General features: G+C 67.1%; 17 protein-coding genes. 12 read left to right on the top strand and 5 right to left on the bottom strand.

The window, feature by feature from the left end; genetic code table 11:
- Positions 1–326 precede the first annotated feature (326 nt).
- The 6 genes from OG203_RS19260 to OG203_RS19235 all read left to right on the top strand — a co-directional run bounded on the left by OG203_RS19260 (position 327) and on the right by OG203_RS19235 (position 5884).
- Complete coding sequence (locus OG203_RS19260) at positions 327–1445, top strand: Re/Si-specific NAD(P)(+) transhydrogenase subunit alpha (protein WP_405167031.1); 1119 nt, start codon at positions 327–329, stop codon at positions 1443–1445.
- The gene (locus OG203_RS19255) at positions 1445–1759 is read left to right on the top strand and encodes an NAD(P) transhydrogenase subunit alpha (protein WP_107654393.1); all 315 of its coding nucleotides are present in this window, start codon (positions 1445–1447) and stop codon (positions 1757–1759) included. Before OG203_RS19260 ends, OG203_RS19255 begins: the two co-directional genes overlap by 1 nt.
- A gap of 17 nt (positions 1760–1776) precedes the next feature.
- Positions 1777–3192: an NAD(P)(+) transhydrogenase (Re/Si-specific) subunit beta gene (locus OG203_RS19250; protein ID WP_405167917.1), complete on the top strand. Its 1416-nt coding sequence runs from the start codon at positions 1777–1779 to the stop codon at positions 3190–3192.
- 80 nt (positions 3193–3272) lie between these two features.
- Entirely contained in the window at positions 3273–3818 is a 546-nt protein-coding gene (locus OG203_RS19245) for a hypothetical protein (RefSeq protein WP_405167030.1), read from the top strand.
- Positions 3819–3875: 57 nt separating this feature from the next.
- Positions 3876–5033 (top strand): DUF5925 domain-containing protein, encoded by a 1158-nt coding sequence (locus OG203_RS19240; RefSeq protein WP_405167029.1) that lies wholly within the window; start codon positions 3876–3878, stop codon positions 5031–5033.
- 110 nt (positions 5034–5143) lie between these two features.
- Positions 5144–5884: a hypothetical protein gene (locus OG203_RS19235; protein WP_405167028.1), complete on the top strand. Its 741-nt coding sequence runs from the start codon at positions 5144–5146 to the stop codon at positions 5882–5884.
- 3 nt (positions 5885–5887) lie between these two features.
- Here the strand turns inward: OG203_RS19235 and OG203_RS19230 are convergent, their stop codons facing one another.
- Both OG203_RS19230 and OG203_RS19225 read right to left on the bottom strand, forming a co-directional pair.
- Positions 5888–7084, bottom strand: coding sequence for an MFS transporter (locus tag OG203_RS19230; protein WP_405167027.1), 1197 nt, complete (start codon positions 7082–7084; stop codon positions 5888–5890).
- A gap of 185 nt (positions 7085–7269) precedes the next feature.
- Positions 7270–8115, bottom strand: coding sequence for an SDR family oxidoreductase (locus OG203_RS19225; RefSeq protein WP_405167026.1), 846 nt, complete (start codon positions 8113–8115; stop codon positions 7270–7272).
- 81 nt (positions 8116–8196) lie between these two features.
- On the opposite strand from OG203_RS19225, the gene OG203_RS19220 reads away from it, so the two are divergent.
- From OG203_RS19220 to OG203_RS19210, 3 genes are all read left to right on the top strand, one after another.
- Entirely contained in the window at positions 8197–9150 is a 954-nt protein-coding gene (locus OG203_RS19220; protein WP_405167025.1) for an AraC family transcriptional regulator, read from the top strand.
- A 26-nt stretch (positions 9151–9176) separates the two neighbouring features.
- Positions 9177–9569 carry an acyl-CoA thioesterase gene (locus OG203_RS19215; protein ID WP_405167916.1) on the top strand — a complete coding sequence of 131 codons (393 nt, stop codon included), beginning with the start codon at positions 9177–9179 and terminating at the stop codon, positions 9567–9569.
- 173 nt (positions 9570–9742) lie between these two features.
- Positions 9743–10819, top strand: coding sequence for an alpha/beta hydrolase family protein (locus tag OG203_RS19210; protein ID WP_405167024.1), 1077 nt, complete (start codon positions 9743–9745; stop codon positions 10817–10819).
- On the opposite strand, the gene OG203_RS19205 is transcribed toward OG203_RS19210, so the two are convergent.
- The 3 genes from OG203_RS19205 to pdhA are packed head-to-tail and all read right to left on the bottom strand — an operon-like array spanning position 10816 to position 14450.
- Positions 10816–12327 carry a dihydrolipoamide acetyltransferase family protein gene (locus tag OG203_RS19205; protein ID WP_405167023.1) on the bottom strand — a complete coding sequence of 504 codons (1512 nt, stop codon included), beginning with the start codon at positions 12325–12327 and terminating at the stop codon, positions 10816–10818. The two genes, OG203_RS19210 and OG203_RS19205, sit on opposite strands and share 4 nt — an antisense overlap.
- Positions 12328–12357: 30 nt before the next feature.
- The gene (locus tag OG203_RS19200; protein WP_405167022.1) at positions 12358–13341 is read right to left on the bottom strand and encodes an alpha-ketoacid dehydrogenase subunit beta; all 984 of its coding nucleotides are present in this window, start codon (positions 13339–13341) and stop codon (positions 12358–12360) included.
- On the bottom strand, positions 13338–14450 hold the full coding sequence (pdhA, locus tag OG203_RS19195) for a pyruvate dehydrogenase (acetyl-transferring) E1 component subunit alpha (protein WP_405167021.1): 1113 nt from the start codon (positions 14448–14450) through the stop codon (positions 13338–13340). The genes OG203_RS19200 and pdhA overlap by 4 nt, the downstream gene beginning before the upstream one ends.
- A gap of 135 nt (positions 14451–14585) precedes the next feature.
- Here pdhA and OG203_RS19190 point away from each other — a divergent pair, with 135 nt between their 5' ends.
- The 3 genes from OG203_RS19190 (at position 14586) to OG203_RS19180 (ending at position 17398) form a co-directional block, all read left to right on the top strand.
- Positions 14586–15077, top strand: a complete 492-nt coding sequence (locus tag OG203_RS19190; RefSeq protein WP_405167020.1) for an Lrp/AsnC family transcriptional regulator — start codon at positions 14586–14588, stop codon at positions 15075–15077.
- A 58-nt stretch (positions 15078–15135) separates the two neighbouring features.
- Positions 15136–15942 (top strand): SDR family oxidoreductase, encoded by an 807-nt coding sequence (locus tag OG203_RS19185; protein ID WP_405167019.1) that lies wholly within the window; start codon positions 15136–15138, stop codon positions 15940–15942.
- Between the two features lie 76 nt (positions 15943–16018).
- On the top strand, positions 16019–17398 hold the full coding sequence (locus OG203_RS19180; protein ID WP_405167018.1) for a uracil-xanthine permease family protein: 1380 nt from the start codon (positions 16019–16021) through the stop codon (positions 17396–17398).
- The last annotated feature ends 2 nt before the right edge of the window (positions 17399–17400 follow it).

Raw genomic sequence — 17400 nt, 5'->3', positions numbered from 1 at the left:
CCGCGACCGCGCCCTGACCTGGTGCCGAACCTCCAGGTAAGTAATAGACCTGCGGGTTTGCTCTTGTCGCGGCCGTCGTGAGCGACAAACATCAGTACCGGCGTCCGTTCGAACACCCGACAGCGCAGGAGGTGGCCACGATGTCCGTGCCGAGCTGGGAAATCCGGCAAACCGGCGGAATCAGTCATGATCTTGTGACGGGCGTCTCAGCGGTCTGCACAAAGCGACGGGTACAGTTGCGAGGATTTGGGCGACCTTACTCCGAAGTAACATCGCCTGGTCGTCCATCTGATGCCTGAAGCTCAGCACGAGAAGGAACTGACATAGTGGAGACAACGCAGAGCGTAGGCGACGAGTCGCCACGCGGCGCGCGTGTCGGAGTCGTTCGCGAGTCCAACGCGGGCGAACGACGTGTCGCATTGGTGCCGAAGATCATTCCGACCCTGCTGAAGCAGGGCGTGCAGGTGGTGATCGAGCCCGGTGCCGGGCTCGGCGCGCTCATTCCCGACAGCGCCTACGAAGCAGCGGGCGCGACGATCGGCGATCCGTGGTCGGCCGAGGTGGTCGTCAAGGTCGCCCCGCCAAGCGATGCCGAGGTGGCCAAGCTGTCCGACGGGCAGACCCTGATCGGCTTCCTGGCCCCGCGCAACGCGGACAATCAGATCGGCAAGCTGAAAGCCGCCGGGGTGCAAGCCTTCGCGGTCGAGGCGATCCCGCGGATCTCGCGCGCCCAGGTGATGGACGCGCTGTCCTCGCAGGCCAACGTCGCCGGTTATAAGGCCGTGCTGCTCGCCGCGTCCGAATCGACGCGCTTCTTCCCGATGCTCACCACCGCGGCGGGCACCGTGAAGCCAGCGACCGTGCTTGTGCTCGGTGTCGGCGTCGCCGGACTGCAGGCGCTGGCCACCGCCAAGCGCCTCGGCGGGCGAACCACCGGCTACGACGTGCGGCCCGAGGTCGCCGATCAGGTGCGTTCGGTCGGTGCGCAGTGGCTCGATCTCGGCATCGACGCCGCCGGCGAGGGCGGCTACGCCCGCGAGCTCACCGACGAGGAAAAGGCAAAGCAGCAACAGGCTTTGGAGGACGCGATCAAGGGCTTCGACGTGGTGATCACCACCGCGCTGGTGCCTGGACGTCCCGCGCCGCGACTGGTGACCGCCGCCGCGGTCGAAGGTATGAAGCCGGGCAGCGTGATCGTCGACCTGGCCGGGGAGACCGGCGGCAACTGCGAGCTCACCGAGCCGGGCGAGGTTGTGGTCAAGCACGAGGTCACCATCGCCTCGCCGTTGAACCTGCCCGCGACCATGCCCGAGCATGCCAGCGAGCTGTACTCGAAGAACATTTCCGCACTGTTGGAACTGATGCTGGTCGACGGGAAACTCGCGCCCGACTTCAGCGATCAGGTGCTCGCCGATTCCTGCGTGACACGTGAGGTGGAAGCCTGATGTACACCGAACTTCTCGCGAATATCGCGATCCTGGTGCTCTCCGGGTTCGTCGGGTTCGCCGTTATCTCCAAGGTCCCCAACACCCTGCACACCCCACTGATGTCGGGTACCAACGCTATTCACGGCATCGTCGTGCTCGGCGCGCTGGTCACCCTCGGCAATGTGCAGGATCCGTCGATCCTGACCCAGATCATCCTGTTCGTCGCCGTCGTCTTCGGAACCCTGAATGTCATCGGTGGTTTCGTGGTAACCGACCGGATGCTCGGCATGTTCAAGGGCAAAAAAGCAGCGCCGGTGAAGGCGGAGAAGTGATGCATACCTTCGATAACGTGAGCTACCTGGTCAACGGGCTCTACATCATCGCCTTCGGCATGTTCATCTACGGCCTGATGGGCCTGACCGGTCCGAAGACCGCGGTGCGCGGCAACCTGATCGCCGCGGTCGGCATGTTCATCGCCGTCGTCGCGACACTGATCTCGGTGCGCCACACCAGCAATTGGATTCTGATCGTCGCCGGTCTTGTCGTCGGTATCGCCCTCGGTGTGCCGCCGGCCAAGTTCACCAAGATGACCGCGATGCCGCAGCTGGTCGCCGCGTTCAACGGCGTCGGCGGTGGCACGGTCGCGCTCATCGCGTGGTCGGAATTCATCAACAGCCAAGGCTTTTCGCACTTCGACGAGGAACCGACGGTGCACATCGTCGTCGGCTCGCTGTTCGCCGCGATCATCGGCTCGATCTCGTTCTGGGGCTCGCTGATCGCGTTCGGCAAGCTGCAGGAGATCCTGCCCGGCCGCCCGCTCGGTCTCGGCAAGCTGCAGCAGCCGCTGAACCTGCTGCTGCTCATCGGCGCGGTCGCCGCGGCGGTCGTGATCGGCATCGGCGCCACCAATGATGGTGTGTCCCAACTGTGGATGATCGCGGTGCTCGTGCTTGCCGGTGTACTCGGCCTCGCGGTGGTGCTGCCGATCGGCGGCGCTGACATGCCCGTTGTCATCTCGCTGCTCAACGCGTTGACCGGATTGTCGGCCGCCGCAGCGGGTTTGGCGCTGAACAACACCGCGATGATCGTGGCGGGCATGATCGTCGGCGCGTCAGGCACCATCCTGACCAACCTGATGGCCAAGGCGATGAACCGGTCCATCCCGGCCATCGTCGCCGGCGGATTCGGCGGCGGCGGAACGGCTCCCGGCGCCAGCGGTGACGGCGAGGCCAAGCAGGCCAAGGCCACCTCCGCCGCGGACGCCGCGATCCAGATGGCCTACGCCAACCAGGTCATCGTTGTCCCCGGCTACGGCATGGCCGTCGCCCAGGCCCAGCACGCGGTCAAGGAGATGGCGGCGCTGCTCGAAGCCAAGGGCGTCGAGGTCAAATACGCCATCCACCCGGTCGCCGGTCGCATGCCAGGTCACATGAACGTGCTGCTGGCCGAGGCCGAGGTCTCCTACGACGCGCTCAAGGAGATGGACGACATCAACGGCGAATTCTCGCGCACCGATGTCGCCCTGGTCATCGGCGCCAACGACGTCACGAACCCGGCCGCCCGCGAGGACAAGAGCAGCCCGATCTACGGCATGCCGGTGCTCAACGTCGACCAGGCCAAGAGCGTCATCGTGCTGAAGCGTTCGATGAACTCCGGCTTCGCCGGCATCGATAATCCGCTGTTCTACGCCGATCACACCTCGATGCTGTTCGGCGACGCGAAGAAGTCCGTCGGCGCGGTGACCGAGGAACTGAAGGCGCTGTAGGACAACCAGTTTCGCCGTGAACGGCCCTCCACCGACTTCGGTGGGGGGTCGTTTGTCGGTGATGCGATAGATTCTGCGGAGTGCGCGTCAAGGGGATAACCACGGACAAGAAACCTCGGCGCGTCGGCCGGATCCTGAAGATCGTCACCGTCATTGTCGGAGTCGTGGTGTGTCTGGTCGTCGGCCTCCGGGTCGAGACGAAATCCGCGCCCATCGAGAACCAGATCACGGCGGGCAGCTGCGCGAAGGTATCGGGCACAAGCACGGATGCCCAAGTGGAACAAGCGGATTGCGGTGATCCGCAGGCCAACTATCGGGTGGCGCTGCGGGTGAACAACGACACCGATTCCTGTCCTGGCGGCGATTTCGCCTCCTACAAGCGGGCCGGGCCGGACGGCTACCGGCTGTGCCTGACGGTCAATGCCGCCGAAGGGGAGTGCTTCGAGGACCTGCCCGGTTCGGTCAGCCGGAAAACGGCCTGCGACGTTCGCGGGTACCGGGTAGTCAAAATCGTCCAGGGAACCACGGATCGGTTGCTGTGCGGACGGGACACCAGAGCGCAGTGGGCCCTTATCTATTCGATGCCGGAGCCGACCACGATCTGCATGCGGGAGCTGGGAAGATGATCGTCCGCGATTTAATTTGCTGGACACGGTGGGGCCGTAGCCCTGATCATGCTCTGAGTGTCCACACGTAATGAGCCTCTTCGGTTGATCGACCCGAGTGCGCCCTCGGCCGATCTCGCCGAGCGGCTGCCGTGGGCTGTCACCGTGGATTCCGCCTACTCGAGCCGCGACGCGATCGATGCGCTCGCGGTGAGTCCGTTCCTGCGCGGTGATCAACCCCATGCGCACATCGCGCGGTTCGAACGGGTCAACCCGGACGCGCCGCTGCGCCCCGGACATGGCCGGGTGGTGCGTTCGGTGCGCGAAGACGACAGCACCGCGACGCTGGTGGTCGGCGAGGGCTGGTCGTTGCGTGCCGTCCGGTGGTCGGGCGGGTCGGCGATGATCGAGGTCACCGCCGAGACCGACGAACTGGCCGCCGCGGTGCTCGCCGAGTCGATCAAGGGCGCGGCCGCGCAGCCCGAGGTCGGCGAGACCATCGAGATGGGCTTCTGGCACATGAGTGGTCACGGGCCGCAGCGCAGGGGGCACGCCATCTCGGCGCCGGAATGGCCGACGATCCGCGGCAACTACCCCGGCGAGGTCGCGGGTGCCATGGATCGTTTGATGGCGTTGACGGCGGCGGAGGTGCGCGGCCGACTCGTGCTGCTGCACGGACCGCCTGGGACCGGAAAGACCACCGCGCTAAGGGCTCTCGCACGCGCGTGGGCACCGTGGTGCCAATTCGACTGTGTGCTCGACCCCGAGGTGATGTTCGGCAAGCCGGGCTACCTGATGGACGTGGCGGCGGGCATCGACGGCGATGACGACGACGCCAAGCGCTGGCGCATGCTGGTGCTGGAGGACTGCGACGAGCTGATCCGCGGCGAGGCGAAAGAGACGGCGGGCCAGGGTCTTTCGCGACTGCTCAATCTGACCGACGGCATGCTCGGCCAGGGCAGGGATGTCCTTGTCGCGATCACCACCAACGAGGACCTGTCCCGGCTGCACCCCGCCGTCACCCGGCCGGGCCGCTGCCTGGCCCAGCTCGAGGTCGGCCGGTTGTCGCCCGCCGAATCGGCGGACTGGCTGGCCAGGGAGCGGCGTGCCGATACTCCGGCCGATGCCGCCTGTCCCGACGGCGCGACCTTGGCGGAACTGGTCGCACTGCGCGACGGCGACACCAAGATCCAATCGGTTCGGGCCGATCCCATCAATCCAGGGCTCTACCTGTGACGCGGTCCGCAATCGGCGAACACCCGGAATCCGGATCGATCGGCTAGATTCTGTGGGTTCGGCTGCCGCCGTGCGCGGCGGAATTGCGTAAACCCTGGGGAGGGGAATCCATGACGACACCACCGTCGAACTATCCGTATCCGGGACAACCTGGCGGACCGGGCTACGGCGGACCGACGGCGTATCCGCCGCCGGGACCGCAGGGGTTTCCGCCACCGCCGGGCTACGGCTATCCGCCGCCGAACAACGGATTTTCGCCGGGCGGTTTCCCGCCGCCCAATGGCTTTCCGCCGCCGGGCGGTCCACCCGGATTTCCCGGCAACTTCGCACCGCCCCCGCCGCGGCGGTCCGGCGGTCCAGGCAAAGCCATCTTCATCACGATCGCCGTCGTCGTCGCGATCGGCCTGGTCTTCGGCCTGGTCCTGCTGCTGCGCCCGGATGGTGACAAGGTCGCCGTCGGCGAGTGCGCGAAGCTTTCCGGCACCACCGTCAAGGCCGAATTCGCGACCAAGGAATGTTCCGATCCCGAGGCGAATTATGTGGTCGCGGAACGGATCAGCGGCGCGAACAAAGACTGTGCCAACAAGGACTACACCAGTTACTACCAGACCGGCGGCAAGGAATACACGCTCTGCCTTCGTCTCAATGTGAAGGAGGGCGACTGCGTGCGCGGCAGTGCGCTCGGTGCCGATACGAAGGTTCCGTGCACCGCGGCCGCCGACTATAAGATCGGCCGAATCGTTCAGGGCACGGCGGACAAGTCCGCGTGCGGTGCGAAATACACCGCGGACAGCACCATCGTCTATCCGAAACCGGAGCCGATGACATTGTGCTTGGTCCCACCGAATTAGCGACTACGCCGATTCGGCGCGGGCCGGAGCGACGACGCCGGCATAGCGGCAGCACACCAGCACCGCGATCAGCGGAACGGCCAGCGCGGTGGTGAGTGGGATCAGCGCGGTGAGCCAGCCGATCACCGCGGGTCCGGCGAGCAGGCCGAGGTAGCCGAAGCTGAAGACGCGCGACATGTCGGTCGCGGCCTTTCCGGTGCCGAGATTGCCTGCGGCGGTGAAGATCTGGGGGACGCTGCCGGACAGGCCGAGGCCGGTCAGCGCCCAGCCGAGCAAGGTCAGTGGGATCCAGGCCGACACGATGATCAGGGCAACGCCGAGCGCCGAGATCAGCATGCCGTAGCGGACGACGGCGACCCGGCCGAACGCGCCGCTCACCCGGTCGGTGGCGAGGCGACCCGCGGTCATGGCGACCGAGAAGGCGCCGAAGGCCAGTGCCGCGGTGGCCGCGTCGGCGCCGAGGTGCTCGCGCATCTGCAGGGTGCTCCAGTCACCGGCGACTCCCTCGGTGAGCAGCACCGCGAACGCGATCACGGCCAGCGCCAATACCTTTCGGCTGTGCTCGCGTTTGTCGGTCGGCGCCGGGTCGGATGCCGCGTGGTCGGGGATCTCGGCTGGCGCCGACTCGGTGTCGCGGAGCAGCCGCGGCAGGGCCGCGATGGTCAATGCCACGCAGCCGGTTGCCGCCAGCCCCAACGTTATTCGAATGTCCAACCCGGCCCGCAGTGTCGCCGCGCCGAGCAGTGACCCGAGCAGTCCACCGCCGGAGAACAGCGCGTGGAAGGCCGCCATGATCGGTCGCCTATACGCGCGTTCCACGTGCACCGCTTGGGTATTCATCGATACGTCCAGCGCGCCGTTGCCGAAACCGAAGCAGGCCAACGCGATCGCCAGGGTGACCGGGCCGGTGGCGAGGCCGGGCCCGATCACCGCCACCGACGCGATGACCGCGGCGGTGCCGACCAGTGCCCGGCTGCCGAACCGGTCCGCGAGCGGCCCGGCGATGCGCATGCCGACAATGCCCGCACCGGCCATCAGCAGGATGAACATCCCGAGCGTCGGCTTCGCGACACCGGTCCGATCGGTGATCGGCGGAATGTGCACGACCCACATGGCAAGCAGAAACCCATTCAGGCCGAACACCGTGAAAACGGCGGCCCTGGCAACGCGGGTTGATCGATCAGCCGTCGGAGTCAACATCATCTCGACGGTACCGATGACAATTCGGCTGGTGCCCCACCCCCTCGATGTCGGCAAGAGACCAGCGTGACCTCGCGGTATCCGGGGCGAGACATCCTCGGCCCGCTGGTCCGGAAGCCGGATCGCGCCGATGCGGTCCGGCTCCACGGGTCCTCTGCACAGCCTCTACTTGTTCCAACCGCGTACTAGCCCTGAATGTTCCAGACTCCGGTCGCGGCGGTCTCGCGAGCGTATTCGGTGAAATCCTTTGGCTCCCGGCCCAAAGCGCGTTGCACGCCATCGGCGGTCTTGGAATTCCTGCCGTCCAAGATCGTGCCGAACAGGTAGTCGAGCAGGCTCACCACGTCGGCGGGCACCTGGTAGTCGGTCAGTGCCGCAACGAATTCCGTGCGCGAGACCGGGATGAAGGCGATGTCACGCCCGGTCGCCTCGGCGATCTCCGCGACCGCCTCGGCGAAGGTCAGCGCGCGCGGCCCGGTCAGTTCGTATACCTCGCCGCGATGCCGGTCCTCGGTGAGTGCGAGCGCCGCCACGTCGGCGATGTCGTCGGCGTGCACGAACGGTTCCGGCACATCACCATTGGGCAGCGCGACCTCCCCGGCCAGGATGTAGTCGGTGAACGCACCCTCGCTGAAGTTCTGCGCGAAGAAGCCGCAGCGCACGATGGTCCAGTCGAGGCCGGATTTCCGCACGATCTCCTCGCACTCGGCCGCCTCCGGCTCGCCGCGGCCGGACAGCAGCACGAGCTTGCGCACGCCGCTCTGCTTCGCCGCGGTCGTGAACGCGCGCAGGGTCTCGGGGGCGCCCGGCACCGCGAGGTCGGGTTGGAAGGCGACGTACACGGCGTGCACATCGGCCAGCGCCGACGGCCAGGTGTCGCGGTCTGCCCAGCTGAACGGGATCTGCGCCGAGCGCGAGCCGATCCGGATCGGCTGACCCGCCTGCTCGAGCCTGGCGGCGACACGGCTGCCGGTCTTGCCGGTGCCGCCGGTCACGAGGGTGCAGTGCTTGGTTGCGGTGCTGTTTGTCATGGTCCAAGTACATCGGCGGGAGCCGAGACGAGACATAGTTCAGCGGCTCATAACCATGCGCCATCGTCTACTGTTGAGGGCGTGGATGTGCTCGCCAGTCTGCTCGAAGGTCCACGTGCCCGCGGCGCGTTCCTGATGTGTTCGTTGCTGAAACCGCCGTGGTCGCTGCGGATTCAGGACGAGGCGCCGCTCACCGTGGTGTCGATGGTGCGCGGCGACGCGTGGATCATGATGGGCGACAACGCGCCGCGACAGCTGGCCGAGGGCGATGTCGCGATCTTCCGCGGGCCCGACCACTACACACTCGCCGACGACCCGGCCACCGCGCCGCAGATCGTCATCGACCCCGGCAATGTGACCAAGACCCTCGAGGGCGAAACTCTTTGTGAGGCACTGAGTCTCGGCGTTCGTCAGTGGGGCACCGATGCCGATGGCGCGACCTTGATGGTGAACGGAACCTACGAGTCGGCGGGCGCGGCCAGCCAGCGCCTGCTGCGCGCCCTGCCGCCGGTCATCGTGCTGCAGCGCGGCGACTTGGATACCAGGCTGCTCGACATCCTGGTCGACGAGGCCGTCAAGGACGAGCCAGCGCAGGGTGTCGTGCTCGACCGGCTGCTCGACATGGTGCTGATCGCCGCGCTGCGCGCCTGGTTCGCGCGCAACGACGCGCCCGCCTGGTACCACGCCTACAGCGATCCGCTGGTCGGCAAGGCGCTGCGGCTGCTGCAGCACAATCCGGCGCACGGCTGGACGGTGGCCAGCCTGGCCGAGGCGGTCGGGGTGTCGCGGGCCGCGCTCGCCCGCCGCTTCACCGACCTGGTCGGCGAGCCGCCGATGGCGTTCCTCACCGAATGGCGCCTCGCGCTGGCCGCCGACCTGCTCGCCGAATCCGACGCCACCATCGAAGCCATCGCCCGTCAGGTCGGTTACGGCAGCGCCTTCGCCCTGAGTACCGCGTTCAAACGCCACTTCGGGGTCAGCCCGCGCGACCACCGCCAGGGCGCGACACCGGCTGAGCTATCGTCGGCCGGGTGACGCAGCAGTATCCGGTGCTCTGGCCGATGCCGACCCGCTGGGCGGACAACGACCACTACGGGCACGTGAACAACGTGACGTACTACTCGTACTTCGACACCGCGGTCAACGCGTGGCTGATGCACGCCACCGGCACCGACATCCGCGACCTGCCCGCACTCGGCGTGGTCGCCCAGACCGCATGCCAGTACGTCGGCTCACTCAGCTTCCCCGACCAGCTCCAGGTCGGCCTGCGCATCTCCCGCCTCGGCCGCTCCAGCATCACCTACGACCTGGCCATCTTCCGCGACGCCGACGGCGAACTGGAACTGGCCGCCACCGGCACCTTCGTGCACGTCTACGTAGACGCCGAAACCCGCAAACCCGTCGAGATCCCGGCGATCATCCGCACCGCCGCCACCACCCTCGTCACCGACTGACCCAGTGCCGTAACAGGTTTGCTGCTAACGTCGGCCTGACGGCCTGGGAGTGGCCGCGGGTCGGGCTTCACCTCGTGGGGGAAATGTTGATCGGTCGGTTGTTCGCTGTGTTCTTGTCTGCCGCCGCGTTAGTGGCGGGAAGTGTTGGTATCTCCGGCGCTTCGCCGGTGGGGGTGACGGTACTTCCGCGGCCTGGCGGCCAATCCCCGGTCGGCACAACGACTCTGCACCTGGTCGATGCCGCGCGGCCGGATCCGTTCAAGCCGGAGCGGGCCCGTGAGCTGATGGTCTCGGTGTTCTATCCGGCGGCTCAGATCGACAAGTACCCGCGGGCACACTACGCGTCGACCGTGTTGATCCCTGAACTCGAGAAGCGCTTCGGTATCGGGCTGCCCGGCCTGCTCACCAACTCGTATAGCGGTGCACCGGCGCTCGAGGGGGCGGCATATCCGGTGCTTCTCTTCAGCCCGGGAGCCGGGGTCTCTCGAGTGTTGAGCACCGGCCTGGCCGAGGATCTCGCCAGCAGAGGCTATGTGGTCGTGACCATCGACCACACTTACGAGGCGCCGATGGTGGAGTTTCCCGATGGCAGGTTCGCCCAGTTCGCGCCGATGCCGGCCTTCGACAAGGAAACCCGGCACCGGTACGCGGACGCCAGGATGCTCGACACCAAGCTCGTTCTGGATTCGCTGACCGGACTGGCGCGCGGCGGGAATCCGGATGCCGAACATCGTGACCTGCCCTCGGGTCTCGACCGCGCACTCGACATGGACCACATCGGTATGGTCGGTCACTCGCTCGGCGGATTCACCGCGGTCGAGTCCATGCACGACGACCGCCGCATCGACGCCGCGATCGATCTCGACGGCCAGATCGGCATCGACGAGGACTTCGGCCGCGCCGCCACCGAAGGCGTCGACCGTCCGGTGCTGGTGCTGACCAGCCAGCAAGCCACCGAGGTCGGCGACGCCAAGCCGTCATTGGACGCGTTCTGGCAACACTCCACCGGCTGGAAACGCCAACTGATGATGCGCGATTCGGCCCACTACGACTTCACCGACATGCCAGCCCTCGTCCCCGAATTGGCCCGCCCCGCAACCAAGCTATACATCGGTCCCATCCCCGCCGATCGTGCAACCACCCTGGTCCGCACCTACGTCGCCGCCATGTTCGACAAGTTCCTCCGCGGCTACCCTGACACCATCCTCGACCACCCGCCCACCGCCCCGGAGATCATCGAGGATCGCTAGATGCGGCTGAGGAGGGTTAGGGGGTCTTCTAGGAGGCTGGCGGTGGTGGCCAGGAAGCGGGAGGCCAGTTCGCCGTCGATCATGCGGTGGTCGAAGCTGATGCCGAGGGTGGTGACCCAGCGGATGGCGAGTTCGTCGCGGAAGACCCAGGGGCGCTTGCGGATCGAGCCGAGGCAGAGGATTGCGGCCTCGCCGGGGTTGACCAGGGGCACGCCGGTGTCTACGCCGAAGACGCCGACGTTGGTGATGGTGAAGGTGCCGCCGCGCAGGTCGGTGGGGCTGGCGCCGCCGGATCGCGCGGTTTCGGCCAGCCAGCCGATTTCGCGGGTGAGGTCGCGCAGGCTCAACGACTGTGCCTCTTTGACATTGGGCACCAGGAGTCCGCGATCGGTGGCCACGGCGATGCCGAGGTTCACGTAGTGCTTGGTGACGATCTCCTGATTCGCCTCGTCCCAGTACGTGTTGATTTCCGGAAACTCCGACAGTGCCGCCAGCGCCGACTTCGCCACCAGTGCCAGTGGTGTGAGTGTCAGTCCGGCAAAGGATTTGGTGCTGCGCAGATGGTCGAGCAGCTCCATCGACGCGGTGACGTCGAGGGTGACGAAGGTGCTCGCCTGCGGGATGGTGCGGGCGCTGGCCAGCATGGCCGCCGCGGTGCGCTTGCGGATACCGCTGACCGGTGTGCGGACCTCGCGCGCCGCTGGGCGGATCAGTCCGGCGTCGGGGTCGGTGACCGCCGGTGCGGTCGTGGCGGGTGCGGCCTGCGGCTGACTCGCCAGTGTGCGCGGTTGCGAGACCGGGACGGCGCCGCGTACGTCCTCGACGGTGACCGCACCGTCCGGACCGGAGCCCGCGACGAACCACAGATCGATGCCGAGCTCACGGGCGAGCCTACGGGCGGCGGGGGTGGCGGCAGCTCTGGTTGTGGTCAGTGGGGACCTGGTGTTGCGCGAGAAGTCCTCTTTAGCTTCATCTTCGGGGGTACGCGCAGTATCTTTTGAAACCGATTGCACGGCAGGTGATTCAGTGTTGTCTGGGGCAGCGCGGTCCGCCGACTCCGACGCCACGACCGGTCGCTGTGTCGAATCCGATTCCGTGACAACAGATGCGGCAGCAGGCCGACGCCGCCGCGACACCGTCTCACCCTCCGGCCCATAACCCACCAACACCGCGGTACGCCCGGCACCGGGCGCATCACCCGGCACCTCGGCACCATTCGCCGCGCTCTCCTGACCGGCCTGCGCGTCCTCGTTCCGCACCCGAATCAACGGCGCCCCGACCAGCACGGTCTCCCCGGGCCGCGCGAGCAACTCCACCACCTGCCCGGCGAACGGCGACGGCAGCGCAACCACCGCCTTCGCCGTCTCGACCTCGGCGATCGTCTGATTCAGTTCCACCGCGTCGCCGACCTCGACCGACCAGGACACTAACTCGGCATCGGCCAGCCCTTCCCCGAGGTCGGGCAGCCGGAATTCCAGGACATTCCCCGGCAGGGCGCGATCTTCCACGGTGGCACCTCTCACTACGGCGGACCGGCGTCAGGCGGCGAGCGTTCGATCGACCGCGGCGAGGATGCGGTCGGGGTCGGGCAGGTGGAACTTTTCGAGCTTAGCCGGGGGATAGGGGATGTCGAATCCGCCGACGCGCAGCACCGGCGCCTCCAACTGGTAGAAGCATCGCTCAGTGATCCGCGCGGCGATCTCCGCGCCGAGACCAGCGAAAACGGGTGCCTCATGGGTCACGATCAGCCTGCCGGTCTTGACGACCGACGCCTCGATGGTGTCGAAATCGATCGGCGAAAGACTGCGCAGATCGATCACCTCGAGCGAATGTCCTTCCTCCGCCGCGATTTTCGCGGCAGAGAGGGCGGTAGCGACGGTGCCGCCATAGGCGACGACGGTCGCGTCGGTGCCGGTGGCGCACACCCTGGCGCGGTCGAGCGGCAGCCCACCGTCGCGATCGAGCGCTAGGAAGTCGACGTCGGCCTTGTCCCAGTAGCGCCGCTTGGGTTCGAAGAAGATCACCGGGTCGTCCAGCGCGATCGCCTGGCGGATCATCAGATACGCGTCGGCGGGATTGCTCGGCGTCATCACGCGCAGTCCGGCGGTGTGCGCGAAGTAGGCTTCCGGCGATTCCGAATGGTGTTCCACCGAACCGATTCCGCCGCCGAACGGAATGCGAATCGTGAGGGGCGCGTTCACCTTTCCCTGTGTCCGGTAGTGGATCTTGGCCACATGCGAGACGATCTGATCGAAGGCGGGATAGACGAATCCGTCGAACTGGATCTCGCACACCGGCCGGTATCCGCGTAGCGCCATGCCGAAAGCTGTGCCGATGATGCCGGATTCGGCGAGCGGGGTGTCGACGACCCGGTTGTTGCCGAAGTCCTTCTGCAGGGTGTCGGTCACCCGGAAGACGCCGCCGAGGCGACCGATGTCCTCGCCCATGAGAATGACCTTGGGGTCGTCCTCCAGCGCGCGGCGCAGTCCGGTGTTCAGCGCGCCCGCGAAAGTGGTGATCATGAAGGGACTCCTTCCGGTCGCGCGGCAGCCTCGCTGGGATCGCCAGCCAGGTACTCCGCGTACTCCCTGCGCTCCTCGGTGATGAGCGCGTGCGGGGTGGTGTAGACGTGCTCGAACAGGTCCATCGGCACGGGGTTCGGCATCTCGATGGTCGAGGTGCGCACCTGGCGGGCCACCTCGTCGGCGCGCTCGCCGACCTGACGCTGGAACGGATAGTCGAACAGCGACTCGCGCTCGAGCAGCCTGCGTAGCCGGTCGATCGGGTCGCGCCGGGCCCACTCCTCGGTCTCGGCGGACGAGCGGTAGCGGGTGGGATCGTCGGCGGTGGTGTGCGGACCCATGCGATAGGTGAGCGCCTCGATGAACGACGGGCCGCCGCCGGAGCGGGCGCGCGCCACCGCCTGCCTGGTCACGGCGAGCACCGCGAGCGCGTCGTTGCCGTCGACCTGCACGCCGGGGATGCCGTAGCCGTAGGCGCGGCGCACGATCGGGGTTTGACTCTGCACCCGTACCGGTTCGCTGATCGCCCAATGATTGTTCTGGCACAGGAACACCACCGGCGCGCTCCAACTCGCCGCGAAGCCAAGTGCCTCGGCGATATCGCCCTGGCTGCTCGCGCCGTCACCGAAGTAGGCGATGGTCGCGATCTCGGCGCCGTCCAGATGCGCGGCGTAGGCGTAGCCGGTCGCGTGCAAGCCCTGCGAGCCGACGATGATGTTCGGGTTGGTCATATTGACCGCGTTCGGGTCCCAGCAGGAGTGCGCGACACCGCGCCACAGCCGGGTGAGCTCGGTGGGATGCACGCCGCGGCAGTAGGCGACGGCGGCCTCGCGATAGCTGCAGAACACGTAGTCGTCGGGATGTAGGGCGCGTGCGGAACCGACCTGGGTCGCCTCCTGGCCGAGCAGTGGGGCCCACAGGCCTAGCTGGCCCTGCCGCTGCAACGCGGTCGCCTCGGTGTCGATCCGCCGGGTGACGACCATGTCCTCGTATAGCCCGCGTAGCTGCTCCGGTCCGACGTCGGCGACCAGCGCGGCGTGCTCTCGATCGAGGACGCGGCGCCCGTCGGGCTGGACCAGCTGAATCGGATACTCGACCTTGTCTGGCATCGGTGTCCGCCTCCTCACCATGCAGGTGTGCTCTACCTCACAGCATCCACGATAATGCGAAGTGCGCAAGTGATCGACACGCGAATGCGCAGAATGCTCAATTCTTACCTGTTCGTGAATGTCATACTGCCTCCCATGACCAGAGAAAACGTCGACGTGACCTTGGACGCCACCGACGCCAGGCTTTTGCTGGAACTGGTCGCCAACCCGAGAGCCACCGGCGTGGAGCTGGCCGCCAGGCTCGGGCTGTCCCGCAACACCGTGCAGGCTCGGCTGTCGCGCTGGGAGGCGGGCGGGGTGCTCGGTAGCTTCGAACGCAGGGTGCAGCCGCGGGCGCTTGGGTATCCGCTGTCGGCGTTCGTCGCGGTGGTCGTCGATCAGCACCAATTGGATTCGGTGGTAGACGAACTCGCCGAGGTGCCGGAGGTGACCGAGGTGTGCGGCATGACCGGACTCACCGATCTGACGGTCCGGGTGGTCGCCAGGGACGCCGACGATCTGTATCGAATCGCCGGGCAGATATTGAAGATTCCCGGCGTGGAGCGCACCAACATGGCGCTTGTGATGCGCGAGCTGGTCGGGCCGCGCACCGCGCCGCTGCTCGAGCGACTATCGCGCGGCAACTGAGAGTTGCGGTTGCCGAATTCTCGGCGACGGGCCGGTGTGGCCGCATTAGGGTGCGGGAATGGAGATTTCGGGCAAGGTTGCGATCGTCACGGGGGCCGGCGCGGGAATCGGTGCGGCACTGGCCCGCAGGCTGGTCGCCGACGGGGCGCGCGTGCTGCTCGCCGACCTCGATGTCGACGGAGCGACCCGGGTCGCCGAATCCCTCGGTGCCGCAGCGGTTGCGGTCGGCGGCGACGTCGCGGACGAGCAGGTGATCCGCGGGCTGATCGATCGCGCGCAGTCCGAATTCGGTCCGGTAGACCTCTATTTCGCGAACGCGGGCATCGGCGGTGGCGCCGGGCTCGACAGTACCGATGCGCAGTGGGCGGCGGCGCTGGATGTCAATGTGCTGGCCCATGTTCGGGCCGCGCGGCTGTTGGTGCCCGACTGGCTGACGCGCGGGACCGGCTATTTCGTGTCCACCGCGTCGGCGGCCGGCCTGCTCACTCAGCTCGGGTCCGCGCCGTACGCGGTTTCCAAACACGCCGCCGTCGGGTTCGCCGAGTGGCTGTCGGTTACCTACGGGGACAAGGGCATTCGAGTGAGCTGCGTGTGCCCGATGGGGGTGGACACACAACTGCTCAACGGCGGCTTGGTCCCGCCGGAGCATTCCGCCGAGGCCGAACTCGCGGTGAAGGCCGTGAAGACGGCGGGCGTGGTGCTCTCGCCGGACCAGGTGGCCGAGATCGTCGTTGCCGGTATCGAAGCCGAGCACTTCCTGATCCTGCCGCACCCCGAGGTACTGAAGATGTACCGCTACAAGGGCACCGACTACGACCGCTGGCTCGACGGCATGCGCCGCTTCCAAGCCGCCCTGCTGAGCTGAGCGATATAGGTGTGATGTCACGCGGGGGAAACATCCGGAACGCTCGATGTAAAGAAGACCGACTAGTTCTGTAGGTATGGCAGAGGCAGCGCATACCGTCGATACCAGGTTGCCGTTCGGGCGGCAGCTCACCTTCGGCATCCAGCACGTTCTGATCATGTACACCGGGTGCGTCACGGTGCCGCTGGTGTTCGGGGCGGCCGCTGGCCTGGACCGGGGCACCGTCGGCCTGCTGATCAGCGCGGACCTGCTGATCGCGGGGGTGATCACGCTGGTGCAGAGCCTCGGGTTGGCCAGGCTCGCCGGTGCGCGGCTGCCGATCATCTGCGGGGCCACCTTTATCGGACTCGACCCGATGATCCTGATCGCCAAGGAGTACGGGCTCCCCGCGGTCTACGGGTCGATGATGATCGGCGGTGTGGTCGGTGTCGCGCTGGCATTGCCGTTCGCTCGAATGGTGCGTTTCTTCTCGCCGCTGGTCACCGGGACCGTGCTGACCGTGGTCGGGGTCTCGCTGATCGGGGTGGCGGGCGGGCTGATCATCGGCAGCGACCCGAAGGCGGCCGACTTCGCCGCGCCGTCCCATATCGGCCTCGCCGCCGTTGTCTTCCTGATCGCGGTCGGGTTCATGTGTCTCGGGCGCGGCATGGTCGCTCAGCTCGGCGTGTTGATCGGGCTGGTGGTCGGCATTGTCATCGCCATCCCGATGGGCCTGATCGACACTGACGGCATCGCCGGGACCGCCTGGGTCGGCCTGCCGAAGCCGTTCCATTTCGGCGCGCCGGAGTTTCCGATCACCGGCGTTGTCGCGATGAGTGTGGTGATGGCGGTCGTGTTCGCCGAGTCGACGGCGAGCATGCTCGCGATCAGCGAGATCACCGGAAAGCCCATCAGCAAGGGCGATTTGGCGCGCGGACTGGTCGGCGACGGGCTCTCCGGCGTGCTCGGCGGGGTGTTCACCGCGTTCATCGACACGATCTTCAATCAGAATGTCGGCGCCGTCGCCGCGACCCGCGTCTACAGCCGCTATGTCACGGCCACCAGCGGGGCCATCCTGGTGGTGCTCGGGGTGCTGCCGCGCTTCGGTGCCGTCGTCGCGGCGGTACCCCAGCCGGTGGTCGGCGGCGTCGGGCTGGTGCTGTTCGCCACGATCGCCGTCGTCGGCGTCGACACCCTGCGCAAAGCGGACCTCGCGGACCGGGTCAACGCCACCATCGTCGCCACCGCCCTCGGCGTCGGCCTGCTGCCGGTCATGGCGAAGGATATGTTCGTCCACTTCCCGTCCTCGGCGCAGATCTTGCTCACCAGCGGCATAACGCTAGGTGCGACAACAGCTTTCACCCTCAACCTGGTTTTCAATCACACCAAGCTTGGCGTGCTCGCCCGAGGCGGTTCTGCGCTGCAGGCAACCGAGCAGCCGACCGCGGCCCCACACCCCGCCCCGGCTCCCGCCTGAGG

This window comes from Nocardia sp. NBC_01499, from assembly GCF_045040275.1.
Taxonomy (GTDB): Bacteria; Actinomycetota; Actinomycetes; order Mycobacteriales; family Mycobacteriaceae; genus Nocardia.
This window is presented reverse-complemented; position numbering and strand designations above follow the sequence as displayed.